The organism is Erwinia sp. JH02, from assembly GCF_013074405.1.
GTDB classification, from domain to species: domain Bacteria; phylum Pseudomonadota; class Gammaproteobacteria; order Enterobacterales; family Enterobacteriaceae; genus Erwinia; species Erwinia rhapontici.
Genome location: NZ_JABANZ010000004.1, coordinates 70,946 through 89,460, shown reverse-complemented (window position 1 = coordinate 89,460; position 18,515 = coordinate 70,946). Strand labels below are relative to the sequence as shown.

Below are 18,515 nucleotides of genomic sequence, written 5' to 3'. Positions count from 1 at the left end.
GAAACGGGCAGAAAGCATGAAAGTGTCGAAAGAGCAGGTTCGGGAAAACCGAATACGCATTGTTGAAACGGCCTCAGAACTTTTTCGTGAGCGCGGTTACGATGGCGTGGGCGTCGCGGAACTGATGTCAGCGGCAGGCTTAACCCACGGAGGGTTCTACAAGCACTTTGGTTCCAAGGCTGATCTGATGGCGGAGGCAATGAGCTGCGGTTTCACGCGATCGGCAGAAAGCACGGCAGGTGTGAACCGGGAAAAATTTATTGAATACTACCTCTCACGACAACATCGCGATGAGATGGGAAAGGGATGTGTGATGTCGGCGCTGGGCACCGATACGGCCCGTCAGTCTGAATCCATCAAGGCGACATTTGCGGCCGGGATTGAACGTCAGCTGGCCGTTTTAGGCAATGAAAATGGATCGCGCGCTGAGCTGATAGACACCATTGCGCATCTTGTCGGCGCCCTGGTGCTGTCCCGTGCCTGCCCGGATGATTCCGCTCTGGCTGATGAAATTCTGGATGTATGCCGCACTCGCCTTCTCATTCCCAGGGTAAACCTGGCTCCCAGCGTTCCACAAGCAGATCAATAAAGGCTCTGATTCGCGGTGATAAATGGCGTTTGCTGGGATAAATGATCCGAATGGGTTCCGGGGGGAAAGGATACTCCTCAAGTACAGGGATTAACTTACCGCTACGCAAATCTTCTCCGAGCAAGTAGGTGGGCAAGTGAACGAGACCAAATCCAGCAATAGCCGATGCCCGCATGGCTTCCGAACTGTCGAGGTTCAGCCGACCGGGTCCTTCATAGACAAACGTGCCTTCCGGAGTCGCAAACCGCCAGCTGCGTCTCTTTTCTGCACTCAGAAGAAAGATAGTGTCATGCCCGGTTAAGTCTGCGGGTGTTTCTGGAACGCCTCGTGAGGATAAGTACTCGGGTGATGCACAAGTGACAATATGTTGCGAAGCAATCGTTCGGGTAAGAATGCGTGAGTCGTCGCGAGGTTCACCTATGCGAATAGCAATATCAAAACCTTCTTCTATCAGGTCAACAAACCTGTCGCTAAAGGAGACTTCTGCACGAAGTTCTGGCCACTTTTTCAGATAAATATCCAGAACAGGAAGGATATGTCGCTGCCCAAAAGAGAGCGGCGCACTCAGCCTGAGAGTCCCCGTTGGCTTAACCCTGCGCATGGCCATGGTGGCATCGACCTCCTCCAGGTCATCCAGTATCTGTCGGCAACGATCAAACATGACCCTCCCTTCATCGGTGAGACTCAGACTTCGGGTAGTACGGTTCAGTAAACGCACCCCCATACGCGTTTCGAGCCTGACAACACTTTTGCCAATGGCAGAACGAGTAAGCCCAAGGGAACTCGCTGCGTGGGTATAACTCCCGGCTTTTACCGCAGCGACAAACGCTGCGATATCACCAATGCTGTTGATCTCCATGCTTTATTTATCTCATCCAATACGGGCGTTAACGTACCCTGATATGGGAAACACATTCCCCAAATGTTTATATATTATAGGTTCCTGTTCTTTTTTAACGCAAATACAAACAGGAATAAAAATGTTGAATCAACAAACCAGGCAAGCCGTAAAAGAGTGGTCAGAAAGCCTGGCCGGTCTGGGTCCAATTATTACGGGTGAGGATACCGTAACGCCGATGAGTGAGGTGCGTGAAGCCTATACCCGTATGCTGGCTAAAAATCCTGCACCTGCCGGTGTCAGCTTTACTGAGATCGACATGGGGGGCGTTCCGGGAACGCTGGTGACTCCCGATACTCTTAAAACAGAGGCCATCGTTATGTACATCCACGGCGGGGCCTATATTGTCGGCGAACCGGCTGGCTATCACGGTATTGGTGGCAACTACGCCAGCATGCTGGGAGCACGGGTGTTCATGCCGGATTACCGACTGGCACCAGAGTATCCTTTCCCGACGCCCGTTACCGATACAGTTCGTGCGTATGAGTGGTTGATTGAACAAGGCTTTGACGCCAGCAAAATTGTGCTGGCCGGCGAGTCTGCGGGCGGCGCGATGGTTATCACCGTGATGGTTGCTGCTCGCAACAAGGGTCTGCCACTCCCAGCCGGCGGTGTTTCTATTTCACCCTGGGCTAACCTTGAGCACACTGGCGTCTCTATGACCAATAGAGAAGGCCTTGATCCTCTGAATACCAAAGCGGGTCTTGATTTTCTTGCGCGAACGTTCCTCGGCGAGGCATTGCCTAATCATCCAATGGCATCACCGGTATTTGCTGATGTAACGGGCCTGCCGCCGGTGCTCATTCAGATTGGCGAGAACGAACTGATGCTGAGCGACGCTATGCGTCTTGCAACTCATCTGGGTGATAACCGCGTTCGCGTAAACCTGGAAGTCTGGCCGGGTATGTTCCACGCCTGGCATTTCTTCTCCACGCTACAGCCTGAAGCGGTACAGGCGCTTGAGAGTTCAGTCGCTTTTATTGAACAGGCTTTGCGGGATGCAGCGAAGTCATCATTATTGATGATTGACTAAATAACGGGCGCAGCAGATGAACGCTGCGCGCTAGCTAACCGTGTCGGCAACTCTTTTTTAAGTTCCTCAAGTAAGACTCTCACTTTGGGAAGCACCGCATGAGTCCTGGGCCACATTGCAGAAATGGGGGTGGGTGGTGCCTGATATGCGGGTAAAATTGTTTGAAGCTGCCCCTTTTTAATGGCATCCCCGCACAACCAGTCAGGCAACTGCGTCACCCCACATCCGGCAATGGCGGCCTCCAGCATGGCATGACCATTATTGAAACGATAAGCAGAGGATACGACATGCCTTACAACGTGCCCCTCTTTACCCCTGATTAACCAGTAAGTTTGCCCATCTGAAGGCAACCCTGAAATGCAGTTGTGTGATGAAAGCCCATGAAGATCAATGGGGGTGCCTGCTCGTTCCAGATAGACCGGAGAGGCGCAAATAATAAGCCTTTGCTCGCCCAGTCGGGTGGCTACCAGGTCGCCTGAGTCAGGCAGAGGGCCAAGCCTCAGAGCCAGATCAAAGCCGTCTGTCGCCGGGTCGCGAACACGATCGCTGAAATCAACTTCGATATTCAGGGCGCGGTATTTTAACGCCATGATATTGAGTAAAGGCATCATAAAAAGATGCCCAAAGGCCACCGGTACCGTCAGGCGCATCAGCCCGGAAGGTTCCACTGTCCCCGCCTCGATTTTGCTTTCGGCATCTGAAATCATCTCCAGAGCAGCATTGCAGCTATTGAAATAGATCTCCCCTTCCGGTGTCAGCGACAGGCTCCGCGTACTGCGGTTGAGTAAGCGAACCCCCAGACGTGTTTCCAGACGCTTGATGCTTTTGCTGAGTGCCGAACGCGTCACGCCTAAACCGTCAGCTGCAGCGATGAAACTGCCTTTTCTGACCACTTCAGTAAATTCCTGTACGCCATTGAGTTGTGCCGTCACAGATATTGGTTCCTTTATGTCAACACTGAGGGTTTTTTTGACCAGGTAATCAGGGCCTGTAAATCAAGGTAAGATCCTCGACACTAGTTTTTTACCATGAAATTCATTCAGGAGACAGAATGAGCGAGTTATTGAATATCTATACAATGAATGGAATAAGTCTTCGTAATCGCGTCGTTATGGCACCAATGACCCGATCCCGGGCTTACAATCTTGTCCCCACTGACAGTATGGTCACCTACTATCGTCAGCGCGCCACAGCAGGTTTGATTGTTTCCGAAGGTTCACCTGTTTCAATGGAAGGTCGTGGACAAGCTTACACACCGGGAATATACACTCACGAACAGATAGAGGGCTGGAAAAAGGTCACTGAGGCAGTACATGCGGAAGGCGGGAAAATATTCATTCAGCTTTGGCACGTGGGACGTTCTTCCCACATTGCTCACCAACCTGATGGACAGGCACCGGTCAGTTCCGTCTCACGTATTGCAGAAGGCTGTACAACTCACATTCCCGGGGAAAACGATCAGTCTGTACGTGCATTTCACAGCCAGCCTCGGGCATTAACAACGGATGAAGTACCGCGGGTGACGCAGGATTTCGTTCAGGCGGCTAAAAATGCCATTGAGGCGGGATTTGACGGTGTAGAGATCCACGCTGCTAACGGCTACCTCTTTGAGCAATTTATCAATGGCGGACTTAACGACAGAACAGACCGCTATGGCGGTAATATTGCTAATCGCCTGCGATTCACGCTGGAAACGGTGGATGCGGTCTCTGCTGCCATCGGGAGTCATCGGACGGGTATCCGTATTGCACCTTTTGGTCGCCTGCAGGATATGCATGGCTTTGATGATGAGCAGGAGACCTGGCTAGCCTTGGGTATCGAACTGCGTCGTCGTCATCTTGCTTATGTGCATTTGAGCGATCAGGAATCTCTGGGAGCTCAGGCCCTCCCTGCCGGCTTCCTGACAACGTTTCGCGAGACCTACGAGGGAACTCTCATCGTCGCGGGCAGCTATACACCGGAGCGCGCAAAACGGGCACTCAGGGAAGGTTTTGCCGACTTGATCGCATTTGGACGCCCTTTTATCGCCAATCCCGATCTCGTTACACGCATGAAGAACGAGTGGCCGTTGGCTGTTCCTGACAAGAATACGTTCTACACCGGGCGAGATGCAGGTTATATAGATTATCCCTCGTATCACGTGGATTAGGTAAACCCGCGGTAATATCTCTGTGCCAGATGAGGACTCACCCGCGCAGGTTCTCTTTTTAATTGATGACAACGTGTCTGGCTTTACGCCATGCTTACGTCAATGTTCATCAGGATGAAATCAGACATGCTCATCAGGCCCGCTCCACTCTCTGTGGATTTGCCCGACTGTGGTTACAATAACGTCAGTCCCCCCAGCCAGGCACAATTCTGGCGTGATTCGACTACGGGTTATGTGGAAAGTCGTCGCGCCTGTAACAGCCGTGCATGTTATAAGCCACACAGTCACCCCACCTTTTCAATAGGGGCAGTGGATGCAGGCGGTAGCACATTTACAGGAGCGTCCGGGGGCCCTTGCGCTCTTCGGCCAGGAATGATGGTTTTCATTCCCGCTAACTGCGTTCATGCCTGTAATCCATTACCCGATCAGTCCTGGAGCTATCAGATGTTGTATCTGGATGCTGCATGGTTAAATGAAGTCATGGCTGAAATAAGCCCTATTTCAGGGGAATTCATCAGTAAAAAAGACATTCGAATCATTGATAATGAAGCGGTCTATGGCCGCTTTTGTGAAATGAATGCCACCCTGTTTTCAGACGCCAGTGCAGAAGACAAAAATACGGCGTTAATAGAGTTTATTGGCGACTGTGACTGTGGCATCAATCTGGTAGACACATTTCCTGGGTTATCAGCGGGTGTCAGGCTGGCGCTGAAAAACGTTATCGATGTGTTGCAGCAAACTGACCGGCAGCCGTGGGCATTAGCCGCGTTGGCAAATATTGCAGGCATGAGTCGCTATCAACTCATCAGGGAGTTTCGCGCGGCCACCGGAATGACACCACATGCTTACCAACTCAATGTGCGTATTAATCAGGCACGCCGCTGGCTACAGTCAGGCCATGAAATAACAGAAATTGCTTATCGACTGGGTTTTGCCGATCAAAGCCATTTTCAGCGCGTATTCAAGGCTTATGCTGGCGTAACGCCGGGTTGCTATCGAGCCTGAGTAAAATGCAATTTTATTCAATACAATCCTGTCTCAAGGCTGCACCCTATTAAAAAATATTTTCTAAAAGGGTGATACCGTGATGCAACAATTTCTTATCGTGGCCGCAGCGCATTTTTTGGCGTTGCTGTCGCCAGGCCCGGATTTTTTTCTGGTTGCCCGAACCTCAATTAAAGCTGGCTGGCGTCACGCAGCGAAGGCTTGTCTGGGAATCGCGATCGCTAACGGTGTTTTTATCTTCGCGGCTTTCAGTGGTCTTACGCTTCTTCGCCCTGGCAGCATGAGCTTTATTGCCATTCAGCTTGCAGGCTGTGCCTACTTACTGTACATCGGTATACTTTTCATCCGTTTTGCAGGCACGAGCACTATCGCCGAACATCATGTCAAAGCACCCGGGCGTGTCACCGCATCTGCCGATGTATTGAGTCACTGGCGTGTATTCGGCATGGGCTTTTTATCGGGTATTCTCAATCCAAAAAATGCGCTGTTTTACGTCAGCCTGGCCACGCTGATTGAGGGATCTCATACCGAGACAAATTTGAAGGTCTTCTATGGTGTGTGGATGTTTAGTATTGTGCTGCTGTGGGATTTACTGATAGCCATCTTCATTGGTAATCGTCTGGTATTACAATCCTTTTCGCAGTCATTACCCTGGCTGGAACGTATCTCCGGAGTCATGCTGATTGGGCTGGCGCTGAGTGTCCCCGTGGTCAATGTCATGGCACTGGCTTGAAAAGCAGCGTGCTCCCCGCTTCCGACATCCGTATTATTTCTCAGCATCCACGTCTGCTGCTGGCACGGCGCAGATCGAGGCCGGTAGCAGGTCTGCGATAAGCGGACTAAGGTCTATCCTATCCGTTCGGAGCTGTAACCGGCACATTCCAAAGCCTTTGTATCCATTCCTTAATGATTTTATCATCTATGATAAACCCTTCTGTCAGCTTGACCTGGTTTATCAGGGATAAAATAACAAGGACTAAACGCATGCTTACCGTAAATATTCGAGCCACGATCGGAGGGGCTCTTTTATTGATGTCAGTCGTGGTCTCAGCGTCCGCAACTCAGTCTTTGTCCGTACCTTCTGAACATCCGAACTCGCAGCGTATCTCTGTACAGACGGAAGGTTCAGGAACGGATGTCATATTGATTCCGGGGCTGGCGTCGTCTCGCGAAGTTTGGGCCGAATTAGCATCAACTTTACGCAGGAGCCACCGTATTCATCTTGTTGAACTTGCGGGCTTTGCAAGTACGCCTGCCATTTCCAATCCTGAGGGAAAGGTCATCGCTCCGGCAGTTGACGCCATTGCTGATTACATTCACACCCAGCACATAAAAGCACCGGTGATCATTGGCCATTCTCTTGGAGGGGAGATTGCATTGATGCTGGGGGCCCGTCATCCCGACCTGGTCGGTCGTTTGATGATCGTCGATGCCTTGCCGTTCTATACGTTGATGATTGACCCTGCGGCGACCACCAAAACCGCTGCCCGGCATGCCACAGCCACGCGGGATTGGCTACTGGGGCAGTCGCCGGAACAAATCAAAGAGTCTCAGAATACATCTATCGCCCGTTTAGCTAAGACCGAGGCTGTGAGGCCTGCTCTGGTGGCTGCGGGGATCCATTCTGATCGCAAAACCGTTGCGGATACCGTGTATGAATTGATGATTACCGATTTGCGCCCCGAGCTTGGACGCATTAGAGCGCCGATTGAGGTCGTGTACGCGTATGACGCCTTATTCGGGGTTCCTGCAGCCAGCGTGGATGCGATGTACCGTAAAGCCTATGCATCTGCATCTGCATCTGATATCCATTTCACGCGTATCGATGACAGTTTTCACTTTGTCATGCTTGATCAGCCAGAACGTTTTTCCAGCGCGGTTGAGTCATTCTTAAATCAATAAAGGATGCTGCTACACATCAAGTTGACGTTGGAGCTGCAGCTAAGTCCGGCCAGCAGATATAGCTGCCAAAAACAGCGATCCGGTGAACCCACTTGCCGCTCCGCTTAAGTGAAAGGCATCGCGGCATGAGGTTTTTTTGATGGTAAACCGGTCACACTCGCTGACCGGATCCCTGCTTAGCATCCTGATTAAAGCATCATGGTGTCATGCCCGTCTGCTGGCATCATGTCAGGCTTTGTTTTCGGTAAACTCCCCCTTATCGGGCCGTATCCTGAACCAGATGGCATACATGGCAGGCAGGAAGACCAGCGTGATGATGGTGCCGCCAAAGGTTCCGCCAATCAGGGTATAAGCCAGCGTGCCCCAGAACACCGAGTGCGTCAGTGGGATAAACGCCAGAATGGCGGCCATTGCCGTGAGCAGCACCGGCCGGGCTCGCTGCACCGTTGCCTCCACCACCGCATGGAAGGGTGCCAGCCCTTCCTGTTCGTTGTGATGGATCTGCCCTATCAGGATCAGGGTGTTACGCATCAGGATGCCCGATAGCGCAATGAGTCCGACCAGCGCATTGATGCCAAACGGCTGATTGAACAGCAGCAGCGTGGGCACCACGCCAATCAGCCCCAGTGGCGCGGTGAGGAAGACCATCACCATCGCCGACATCGACCGCACCTGCAGGATAATAATCAACAGCGTCATGGCGATCATGATCGGGAACAGCGGTGCCATCGCCTGGGTGGCTTTCCCGGATTCTTCAATAGAACCCGCCTGCTCGATGCGGTATCCAGCCGGAAGTGTATCGATGATCGGCTGCAACGCTGTCATCATTGCCGTTGAAACATCCGGCGGCTGCAGGTTTTCGGCAATGTCCCCCCGCACAGTCATAGTTGGCGTACGATCGCGACGGCGCAGAACAGGATCTTCCATTTGCACCTCAACCTCCCCGATCTGCGACAGCGGAATGCGCTGGCCGGCAGAGCCCACTAAGGTAAAGCCCGCTATTTTGGCCGGGTCGAGCCGGATATCTCCTGCCGCCCGCCCCATGACCTGCACCGAACGAATATCTTCACGCACAGCGGTAACAGGAACCCCAGAAAGCAGGAACTGAAGCTGCTGCGCGACCGCATTCGATGTCAGCCCCACCGCCTGCAGGCGGTCCTGATTGAGGGTGAAATGCAGCGCCGGTACACGCGGCCCCCAGTCGGTGTTGACGGTCCTCATCATCGGGCTGGCCTGCATCACCTTTTCGACTTTGCCTGCAATTTCGCGCAGTTGAGTCGGATCCGGCCCCATAACACGGTAAGCCACCGGATACGGTGAATACGGACCAAACACCAACTGCGTCACGCGCACGTGCGCCTCAGGCGCCAGGCCGCTGGCCGCTGCCTCACGCAGTCTGAACTTGAGCGCTTCGCGCGCTTCCTGGCTGTCCGTCAGCACGACAATTTTCGCGAACGACGGATCGGGCAGCTCGGGTGCCATCGCCAGATAAAAACGTGGCGATCCCTGGCCGATGTAAGATGTGACGATTTTTGCCTCTTTTTGCTTTTCCAGCCAGGCTTCGATTTTCACCGTCGTGGCGCTGGTCTGTTCAATCGCGGTGCCATAAGGCATCTGCACTTCGACCAGCACCTCCGGACGATCGGAGGTAGGGAAAAACTGTTTTTTCACCAGTCCCATACCGAGAATCGCTACCGTAAAGACGGCAATAACGGTGCCAGCCACTATCCACTTGCGCGCGATCACGCGGGTCAGTACACGGCGAAAACGGTTGTAATGGCGGGTGTTGTAGATAGCAGCGTGTCCCCCTTCAACCTTTTTGATGTCGGGCAGCATTTTCACGCCCAGATAAGGCGTAAACACGACCGCCACAACCCAGGAGGCAATCAGGGCGATACCGACAATCCAGAACATGTTGCTGGTGTATTCGCCGGCGGTGGACTGGGCAAAACCATTGGGCATGAAACCGACGGCAGTGACCAGCGTGCCCGCCAGCATCGGGGCCGCCGTGTGGCTCCAGGCATAGGCCGACGCTTTGACGCGGTCGTAGCCCTCTTCCATTTTCACCACCATCATCTCGATGGCGATAATGGCATCATCGACCAGTAACCCGAGAGCCAGGATCAACGAGCCCAGGGTAATGCGGTCAAAGTTTTTGCCGGAAGCCTCCATCACCACGAAGACGATCGCCAGCGTTAACGGCACCGCTGCGGCCACCACCACGCCCACGCGCCATCCCATACTGACGAAGCACACCACCATCACCACCAGCAGCGCGACAAAGAATTTAATCATAAACTCGTCAACGGCGGAGCTGATGTTGACTGACTGATCCGTGACCTTGGTCAGGGTCATGCCCAGCGGCATGCCCTCATTGATGTTGACCATTTCCGTATCCAGCGCCTTACCCAACTCCAGACCGTTCCAGCCGTCGCGCATGATGACGCCCAGCAGCAGCGCCGGTTCACCCTGATTGCGGATCTTAAAGGTTGCAGGGTCTTCATAGCCACGCTCAACGGTGGCTACGTCAGAAAGCTGCAGGGTCCTGCCCTGCACAACGATGGGCGTTTTGCGGATTTTTTCCAGTGTGTCGAAGGCACCATCCAGGCGGATAAAGACCTGCGGCCCCTGGGTATCAATCGAACCCGCGGGCGTCAGGACGTTCTGGCTGTTAAGGGCGGAGAAAATATCCTGAGGCGAAATACCCAGCGTGGCCAGCCGGTCATGCGAGAACGAAACAAAGATGCGTTCGGCCTGTTCGCCGATGATATTGACCTTCTTGACCCCCGGCACATGCAACATTCGCTGGCGCAAGGCTTCCGCATCGCGCACCAGCAGCCGCTGTGGCTCCCCTTTCGCCTTCAGCGCGAAGAGCGCAAAGGTCACGTCGGAGAATTCATCATTGACCATCGGCCCGATCACGCCTGCCGGCAGGTTTTTGGCCTCATCGCCGAGCTTCTTACGTGCCTGATAAAACGCTTCCTGCACCTGTGACGGCGGCGTGCTGTCCTGCAGTGACAGCATGGTAAAAGCCAGACCGGGACGCGTGTAGGTCTCAGTGCGGTCATACCACTTCAGCTCCTGCATCCGCTTTTCCAGCGGTTCAGCCACCTGATCCTGCATCTCCTGCGCGGTGGCGCCCGGCCAGGCAGAAATAATGGTCATCTGCTTGACCGTAAACGGCGGGTCTTCAGCCCGTCCCAGTTCAAAAAATGAAAGAATACCGGCCACAGTAATCAGGATAATCAGGAACAGCGTGATTGAGCGCTCACGCACGGCGAGCGCTGAAAGATTGAATCGCCCCCCGCTCATGGCTGGCTCCCGGCGACGCGGGCATCGCTTTGTTCGGCCATGCGTACGGCCTCACCGTCATGCAGCAGATGCGCTCCCAGGGCGACCACCTGCTCTCCCGGCTTAAGGGAACCGGTCACCCTCGCCGCATCGTCACCCAATCCCTGCACCTGCACAGGCCGCCATGACACTTTGGCGGGCTTACCCGAAATCTCCCAGACCCCCGGCCCTTTGCCCGGATCATAGATGGCCGCTAAAGGCACCTGCATCACCTGGCCCGGTAATTTATCGTCTGCAATATGAAGGGTAACGGTGGATCCCAGAGGCGCGCTCGCCAGTGCCCCCTCAAGCACATATCTTGCCTCGAAGGTACGTGTGAGTGGATCTGCCGCATCGGAAAGGAGCCGCAGTTTCGCAGGGACGGACTGTTTACCGGTGCCGTACAACGTTGCCCCGGCCTCGCTTCCGGCAGCCGGGCGTAGCGTCTCGGGCAACTGCACGATGGCCTCGCGCTGCCCTGCTCTGGCCAGACGAACCACCGGCTGACCGGCACTGACAACCTGACCGGGTTCAGCCAGCGTATCCATGACCACGCCGTCGGCATCCGCCAGCAGCACGGCGTAGCCCGTCGCGTTTTGCGCCACATTCGCCTGTGCCTGGGCCGCACTGAGTTCGGCTTTCGCCGTATCGGCAACGGCCTTGATCTGATCGTAGGCCGATGCCGATACGGCACCGCCCGCAACCAGCCCGCGGTAACGCGCCTCGTCAGCAGACGTTTGTTTTGCACGAGCCCGTGCCGCCGCGACGGCCTGTTGCTGAGCCTGCGCCTGCAGGCTCAGGTCAACCGGATCCAGACGCATCAATGGCTGGCCGCGTTTAACGGTCTGGCCGGTATCGACCAGACGTTCAAGGATTTTGCCTTGCACTCTGAAACCGAGATCGCTTTGAATCCGGGCGACAACAACGCCGGTAAATAATCGGGAGACATCGGCAGCACTCACCACGGTCGCAGACCTGACCAGAGGAGGCTGAGTACGAGGGTCGTCGGTGACGGAAGTGTCACCGCAGGCCACAAGGGCAAGTGGCAACAGGCAAACGGCAAAGGTGGCAGGATTAAGCCTGAGCATGGGTTCCCTTCATTACGTTAACAGGAGAGTAACCGCATTCTCAGACTAGTGACCAATAATGTCAATAGTCACCTTTTTAGGGTGACAAACTTCTCAGGATCAGTGAGGACAGGAGCGTAGCCGCAGCCGGTGCTGTTTCCAGATTGTATTGTAACTGGACAGGACTGATGTAAGGCCGCATGACCAGATATATCGCATGAGCCGCCTCGTCCAGCGGGGTTTTACGTTCAAATTCTCCCGCTTGCCGCCCTTCAACAATGATTTGCTCAATCAGTTTTCGCAACCGTTCTTCATGAGCCTCTGCTGACGGCCACTTGTCCCGCGCCGCGACGGCAGCAATGTCGTAAAGCTTGCGATCGTGAAAAAACAGATCACTGCCGGCTTCAGTCAGTGCTCTGAATAAACGCCGCAATTTTTCGGAAGCTGACGGCGCATCAGCAATCGCTGAATTGACAATCGCCATGATCATCGCCAGCCGGTTGGTGCAGATCACCTCGCCGATCGCCTGCTTGGAATCAAAAAATTTATAGATATAAGCTTTTGAAAAACCTATCGCTTTTGCCAAATCGGAGACGGTGGTTTTTTCATAGCCAAAATGCCCGAAATGCTCTGTGGCCGCGTCCACAACCTGATCGCGAACACCGTGATCCGATGGCCCCCTTGGGGCATGTACATTTATATGTTTAGTCATTTTTCCAGCTTAGCTCAATGAGCCCTGATTGACAACGAGTGACCATTTGGTAATGTAGTCACTCCTCAAAATTGACTCAAGGAATATCAATGTTCCCCCTCCGTACTCCTGGTGTTAATGCCTTAAACGAAGAACGGATCTGAGCACGTTTTTACCCGCCGGTGGTTGTGATGAGGAAATCAATCAATGTCTTTACTCGTTTCGTTTTACCCGCGCTTTTCGGGTAATAGACATAAACCGGTGGGTATGTTTTCCAGTAGCGCTCCATCACGGGGATCAGTTTTTCCCGATCCGGTTGTAACCGGTGAATAGGTTCAAATAACCTTCCAATCCCCAGCCCGTTACGTATTCCGTCAGCCATCACCTCAATATCATTGCTGATTAACTGGCCGGGCATCTCAACGGTCAACTGCTCCCCGTGGTCATCCAGGATCAGGGGCAGAATTCGGTTGTTGGTGATGAAGCGATACCCGATAAGCTTGTGCTGATAGAGATCGGCGGGTGCCTCAGGCGTACCGTACTCGGCAAGATAGGCAGATGAGGCATACAGCCCTTCCCTGAAGGGCTTCATTAACGGGCGTGCCACTACGCCGCCATCCAAAATATCGCCAAAGCGGATCCCCAGGTCGAAGCGATCGTCAATGATATTCACAGTGCCGTCGTAAACCGAAATCTCTAGCTGGATACCCGGATACTGCTGACAAAATGCGGCCATCACGGGTTTGAGTATCAGCAAATACGCGAAGCGAGAGAGGGTAATCCTCACCAGACCTGACGGTTCCTGATTCTGATCGCGGATGCTTTGCAACGATTGCTCAAGCGAATCCATCGCTACTGCGGTTCGCTCAAGCAACTGCTGCCCGATATCGGTCAGCTCAATGCGCCGCGTGGTTCGTACAAAAAGCGGATGCCCAATGTGTTGCTCCAGCAACTTCAGGGCATGGCTCACAGAGGGAGGGGTAATTTCATGCTTACGAGCGGCCGCTGAGATACTGCCTTCCCGGGCAATACTTTGAAAAATACGTATCTGGTTATAAATGGCGTTATTCATAGCGTCATCCTCAAACAATAGCCACCTGATTGTTAGATACAGACTAAATATCCTTAAGTCAATGATGGCCTAATCTTCCCGAAAAAGTGAACTTATACTTCCCATCTGTTCAATCTGAGAGCCAATTCGGGAGACTGAAATGCGAGTTCTATGTCTGGATAATTGGAGGCTGATATGCGGGATTATCGTGACAACCAGAATGCGCAACGCATTATCCGTGAGGTGTACAAAAGCGAATGAATAATATTCTGATTATTTCCAGCCATCCTGACCTGAGTTCATCCATCGGTAATGCAACCATTCTGCGAGAAGTGGCTGCTGCCAGGTAGGCAGTTTATCGCACGACTGAAAAAGTGATTTTCCGTTATATGAATATTAACCCTCGATGATAAAGGTTATCTGTGAAAAACATTGGCGTAATGACCCTCAGTCTGATGATGAGCAGTTCCGTCATCGCGAAAGCAACGAATTCTCCGCACAGCCCGGTAATGAGCATTTTTGAGCTCAGCGTGAAACCCGATAAAAACCCGCAATATGATGAAATGGCAAGGGACACGATTTCCACGTCACTCGACGAGGAAGCGGGGACGCTGGCGATGTACGCCCTCAAGCATAAGGATCATCCGCAACAGGCTTACATGGTTGAAATATATAAAAACATAGAGGCTTATCACCATCACCTTAATTCTGCGCAATATAAGAAATTTATTGCCCATGCCCCTGAAATAATCAACCAGAAGCATCAGATAAAGTTAACACCACAATTTCTCAGCGATAAGCCCGTGATACAAAATTCAGGAACCATCAATAATCTGGTGGTTGTCGATGTGAAACCTGAATTTCAGGAGGCATTTAAACGTATTGTTCTTCCTGAAATGGCGGAGTCCATCAGAATTGAGCAAGGCGTTCTTGCTATGTATGCCGCAACGGATGTGAACAATAAGTACCGCTGGTATTTTTATGAAATTTACGCCAGCGAGGCGGCTTATCAGCAACACAGGCAGACACCGCACTTTCGGGACTACATCGCGCAGACAGCACACATGGCCGTCAGCAAAGAATCCCTCCCTGTCGCCCCGCTCTCTCTGCGAAATAAAGGCGAAATACGGTTTGTTGAGTGAGGCTTCAGCTTAGCCGTTCAGACAACAGGAGAGGCGCTAACATGAAAAAGGTCATTGCGGCAGCGGCAATGTCGCTTGTACTTGCAGATGTGACGAATGCAAATGAAAAAAGAGGATTAATACGCCTTACATGAGGGGTGGAGGGTTGTAGTACAACAATGAATTGATTCAACTAAAAATTAACCGTCAGAAACATTTCATGTAACCTAAGCGCACTTTTTTCAAATGGATAGCGGATACCCCCTACCGGAGAAATGCTCAGTGATTGATGATTCTGCACGGCGCTGGTTGCTCGCGCTTTCAGCCCCGATGGTGGCGATAAATGCCGGAGCGGGTGCCGCCTACGACTGCGATCAGTTTTATCCGTTTGATACCGGCGTGGATCTGAGTGACAGCTGGGGCATTGATTCCCGTGAAGAGCTGTTTGAGATGATTGTCAGGATGAGCGACAACGGCCACGCGGACGATCTGGCCCATTACTTCAGGCTCTGGCACCGCCTGAGCCTGAGCGAGTGGCAGGATTATGGGGCGCATCAGGCGCCGGACGTACAGCCCCTGCTGGCACTGGTGGCTGACAGCGCCGTGATGTGCGGTGATGGCGGGATCCGCGCCTGGGATTTGGCAAGAATGGGCTTCCTTTGCCGTATCGCGCTGCTTAACGGCTGGATAACGCCTGAAGAAAACCTGTGGTTGCACAGCCGTCTGGCAGCGCGAGCCCGTTACTATTACACCAGCTGGCAGCGCTATAACGCCGGGTTTATCATCGGAAGGCTCTACTGGCAGTCACTCAACGCTTCCAACGCCGATGCCCGGCGTTATGCCTTGAGCGCAGACGCCGGTAGCACCACCAATATTGAATTAATGCGCCAGCTTTACACGCATCCGGATAGCCCGGTATCCCAACTGCCGTGGCACATCGCGATGAATGAAATTGAGAAACCCGCATCATTGCCGGAGATGGATCTATGAGTAACCCGTCATGTTGGGAAACCCTGGGCATTGAACCGACGCAGGATCAGCAGGTGATTCGCCAGGCCTACCGCGACCTGCTGCCCACCTGCCACCCGGAAAGCAATCCGGAAGGGTTTAAGCGTCTGCGTGATGCCTATGAACAGGCGCGTAAAGGCGTGGATGAACCCGCCACCCTGATGCCGTTTGCGCCACCAGCCCCCTCGCCAGAAACCCCCTCAGCCGATCCCACGGGCCTGCTTGATGCCTTCAGCCAACTGATCGCCTCCCCCGCTGAGCGTTATCTGCCGATCAACTGGCTGCGGTTTATCAGCCAACTCGACGCTCACCCCGTCGCCACCATCGACCAGCTCCGCTGGCCGTTACTGGAGGCCGTTTTGCAGGTGAATTTTGTCTCGGCCGACTGCCTGCTACTGCTGGCTAACCGCCTGCAATGGCGCATGCGTCTGCAGGAACTTGATCAGGACATGGGCGCACGGGCGGACGACTTACTGAACTTTGCCGAGGGCGGCGACATTTTCGATCTTTCGACGCTGGCCCCTCTCAGTCTGGCAGCACAGGACGAAACGCTGGGTTATTTCCATCAGATTCGGCACTTTTACTGGGAACAACCGACGGGCTGGTTGCGGCATCTGCTGAGAGAACCGCGTGTGATTTACTGGCCATCGTGTCCACGCCTGATGAAACAGGTAGCACGCTGGTTTAATGTCGCGGCAGATTCTAACGCGGAGGTGCGTGACTACTGCCTGCGGCAACAGGAACGCCATCCGGATGACCCTGAGTGGCTTTATCTGAGCGCCAGCCACTGCAGTATGATGGGGGATCATGACACAGCCTTCCCGCTGTGGCTCATCCTGCATGAACAGTACCAGCATGCCGAAGCCGAACAATGGCTGCTGGCGTGGTGTGCCAGCCATTCTCCGGATTACCTGCCCCTGCTGATTCAGGCCTTTGACCGCCCGGATGTTCCACCGGCGGCCTCCGCCACCGACGAGGAGGAAACTGCTTATCGGCCGCAGGCACAATCACCTCAAACGCTGGTGCGCTGGGCCGAAACGATACCTGTGGATGTGTCCCCTGTCACCACTGACTTCATCAGCTGGAAATCAGGCCGCTATCGCGCGCAGGTGATGTTCCCGCATCTTTTGCAGGTCGATGGCTCGGATACACTGCTGCACCTCTACTGGCAGGCCAGCATGTTAACGATGGGCAATGAAGCCTTATTACAGGCGATCCTTGACCAGCCGCTTCCCACGGCACCGCTGGAAGCGCTGATCTTACGCGGTCTGCAGCGCCAGGCCGCACTGCGCCTGGCGTGGCTTCAGGATTCACCGGTGCTGGCGGCTTTCAGCGCGTGGTTATCTGCGCCAGAAGAGACGCCGCTGCCTGAGATTTTCGCCGACAGCGAGGGTGCCGCCTGGAAACAGAGCATCGCCTGGTTGTGGCACTGGCGCCCGCTTCCCCCTCACAGCCTGTCCAGGATGGCGCAACATCCGGCGTATGGCGAGAGCGTGTTGCCAGCGCATACCAGCTGGCTGTGCTATCTCCTCGGTCATGCCAATATTGCCTTGCCGGAAGAGGACCAGACGCCGCCGCACGATGCGCTGCGTCAGGTGATGCTGCTGGAGACAATGCTCGAACTGGATATCGGCAACATTTCCCTGCTCAGCCAGCTGAAGGATTTCCCGCTGGATGAACAGCACCCCTTCTGGTCGATGTATCAGGTATTTACCCAAATTGACCCGGCTCAGGGTGATGAAGTTGGCCAGCTCAAAAGCCATCTGGACCTGAACAACTCGCTGCATTTCAACTGCTGGACCCGGCTACCCGTCAGTATCGAAGAGTATATTGCGCGGCGTGAAGAGCTCTCATCTAACTCGGCTCACTATTTCTATCGTTATCAAGCCGAGTGGCAGTCACGGCTGGAGCAATCCCCCTTCGCATATCAGGCCCTGTACCACGCGGTTTTCCTGTCGCATGACAATGCGCAGTATGCACAGGACAATCTGGATGCTCTGGAGGCCCTCACCGCCAGCTCGCCAGAAGCAGCCGCGTTTAAGCAGCAATTGCTGTTACGCCAGTTGCCGGTATTCCCGACAGACGACACGGTTGCCAGCGGGGCAAGCGACGCGTCGGCAATCGCCCTGGGGATCCATCAGCTTGGCAGCAATCCGGAATATTTGCTGGATGCTAAACTGAGTGCCGCTGCCGGGCACTGTGCTGACGACCCCGCGATGGATATCGCGTTGCGCTTAGCGGCAGCGACGATGCTGCAAGTCAATACCCGCCGTCAGAATGCGTTCGCACAGTACCCGCAGCGCCGCAGTTATTTCTGGCAGTTCTGGCGGGTTAATTCACGCCTGGGTCGGGTGGGGTTGATATTGCAGATTGTGCTGGGGAGCGAGCTCGCTATCCTGCTGGTAAACGCGATTGTCGCTGAAGGGCAGCTGGCGAATACCGCGCTGTCAGCGCTGCTGGTGGTGATGAACGTTTACAGCGCGATCGTGCGCCGTGGACGGGATTTAGGCCTGGCCTCTGCGGATAAACTGAAAGAGATTAAAATTCCGGTGCTGAAACTGCTGGGGATGTATCTGTTCAAACGCGGGATGCCTGAGCCAAACCGCTTTGGCCCTCCGCCCGGCTGGCGGCGAAAGAAATAGTCGGAAAGGTGAGTATGCCGCCCTGGTTC

The 18,515-nt window shown here is 54.0% G+C and carries 15 protein-coding genes; 9 read left to right on the top strand and 6 right to left on the bottom strand.

Translation table 11 applies throughout. The features are described 5' to 3' along the window. Positions 1–16: 16 nt before the first annotated feature. On the top strand, positions 17–589 hold the full coding sequence (locus HHI26_RS12455; protein ID WP_171149196.1) for a TetR/AcrR family transcriptional regulator: 573 nt from the start codon (positions 17–19) through the stop codon (positions 587–589). Here the strand turns inward: HHI26_RS12455 and HHI26_RS12450 are convergent. Next, on the bottom strand, positions 540–1,448 hold the full coding sequence (locus HHI26_RS12450; protein WP_159336412.1) for a LysR family transcriptional regulator: 909 nt from the start codon (positions 1,446–1,448) through the stop codon (positions 540–542). The two genes, HHI26_RS12455 and HHI26_RS12450, sit on opposite strands and share 50 nt — an antisense overlap. Positions 1,449–1,569: 121 nt before the next feature. Between HHI26_RS12450 and HHI26_RS12445 the strand changes: the two genes are divergently transcribed. Then, on the top strand, positions 1,570–2,520 hold the full coding sequence (locus HHI26_RS12445) for an alpha/beta hydrolase (RefSeq protein ID WP_159336411.1): 951 nt from the start codon (positions 1,570–1,572) through the stop codon (positions 2,518–2,520). On the opposite strand, the gene HHI26_RS12440 is transcribed toward HHI26_RS12445, so the two are convergent. After that, a complete protein-coding gene (locus tag HHI26_RS12440; RefSeq protein ID WP_133841648.1) occupies positions 2,517–3,452 on the bottom strand; it encodes a LysR family transcriptional regulator in 936 nt (311 codons plus the stop codon). The genes HHI26_RS12445 and HHI26_RS12440 overlap by 4 nt on opposite strands. A gap of 119 nt (positions 3,453–3,571) precedes the next feature. On the opposite strand from HHI26_RS12440, the gene HHI26_RS12435 reads away from it, so the two are divergent. The 4 genes from HHI26_RS12435 to HHI26_RS12420 all read left to right on the top strand — a co-directional run bounded on the left by HHI26_RS12435 (position 3,572) and on the right by HHI26_RS12420 (position 7,576). Beyond that, positions 3,572–4,669, top strand: a complete 1,098-nt coding sequence (locus tag HHI26_RS12435; RefSeq protein WP_133841647.1) for an alkene reductase — start codon at positions 3,572–3,574, stop codon at positions 4,667–4,669. Positions 4,670–4,759: 90 nt separating this feature from the next. Then, on the top strand, positions 4,760–5,674 hold the full coding sequence (locus tag HHI26_RS12430; protein ID WP_205945488.1) for an AraC family transcriptional regulator: 915 nt from the start codon (positions 4,760–4,762) through the stop codon (positions 5,672–5,674). A gap of 82 nt (positions 5,675–5,756) precedes the next feature. Continuing rightward, a complete protein-coding gene (locus tag HHI26_RS12425; protein ID WP_167863847.1) occupies positions 5,757–6,407 on the top strand; it encodes a LysE family translocator in 651 nt (216 codons plus the stop codon). 251 nt (positions 6,408–6,658) lie between these two features. After that, positions 6,659–7,576: an alpha/beta hydrolase gene (locus HHI26_RS12420; protein WP_171149194.1), complete on the top strand. Its 918-nt coding sequence runs from the start codon at positions 6,659–6,661 to the stop codon at positions 7,574–7,576. 228 nt (positions 7,577–7,804) lie between these two features. Here the strand turns inward: HHI26_RS12420 and HHI26_RS12415 are convergent, their stop codons facing one another. From HHI26_RS12415 to HHI26_RS12400, 4 genes are all read right to left on the bottom strand, one after another. Then, positions 7,805–10,888, bottom strand: a complete 3,084-nt coding sequence (locus HHI26_RS12415) for an efflux RND transporter permease subunit (RefSeq protein WP_171149193.1) — start codon at positions 10,886–10,888, stop codon at positions 7,805–7,807. After that, complete coding sequence (locus HHI26_RS12410) at positions 10,885–11,994, bottom strand: efflux RND transporter periplasmic adaptor subunit (protein WP_171149192.1); 1,110 nt, start codon at positions 11,992–11,994, stop codon at positions 10,885–10,887. The genes HHI26_RS12415 and HHI26_RS12410 overlap by 4 nt, the downstream gene beginning before the upstream one ends. A 76-nt stretch (positions 11,995–12,070) precedes the next feature. After that, the gene (locus HHI26_RS12405) at positions 12,071–12,685 is read right to left on the bottom strand and encodes a TetR/AcrR family transcriptional regulator (protein WP_133841643.1); all 615 of its coding nucleotides are present in this window, start codon (positions 12,683–12,685) and stop codon (positions 12,071–12,073) included. Positions 12,686–12,836: 151 nt separating this feature from the next. After that, positions 12,837–13,736 carry a LysR substrate-binding domain-containing protein gene (locus HHI26_RS12400; RefSeq protein ID WP_133841641.1) on the bottom strand — a complete coding sequence of 300 codons (900 nt, stop codon included), beginning with the start codon at positions 13,734–13,736 and terminating at the stop codon, positions 12,837–12,839. A 401-nt stretch (positions 13,737–14,137) separates the two neighbouring features. Here HHI26_RS12400 and HHI26_RS12390 point away from each other — a divergent pair, with 401 nt between their 5' ends. From HHI26_RS12390 to HHI26_RS12380, 3 genes are all read left to right on the top strand, one after another. After that, complete coding sequence (locus HHI26_RS12390; protein WP_227534701.1) at positions 14,138–14,857, top strand: antibiotic biosynthesis monooxygenase; 720 nt, start codon at positions 14,138–14,140, stop codon at positions 14,855–14,857. 261 nt (positions 14,858–15,118) lie between these two features. Beyond that, entirely contained in the window at positions 15,119–15,826 is a 708-nt protein-coding gene (locus HHI26_RS12385; protein WP_346775680.1) for a DUF1266 domain-containing protein, read from the top strand. Further along, positions 15,823–18,486 carry a hypothetical protein gene (locus HHI26_RS12380; RefSeq protein WP_171149191.1) on the top strand — a complete coding sequence of 888 codons (2,664 nt, stop codon included), beginning with the start codon at positions 15,823–15,825 and terminating at the stop codon, positions 18,484–18,486. Before HHI26_RS12385 ends, HHI26_RS12380 begins: the two co-directional genes overlap by 4 nt. Positions 18,487–18,515 lie beyond the last annotated feature (29 nt).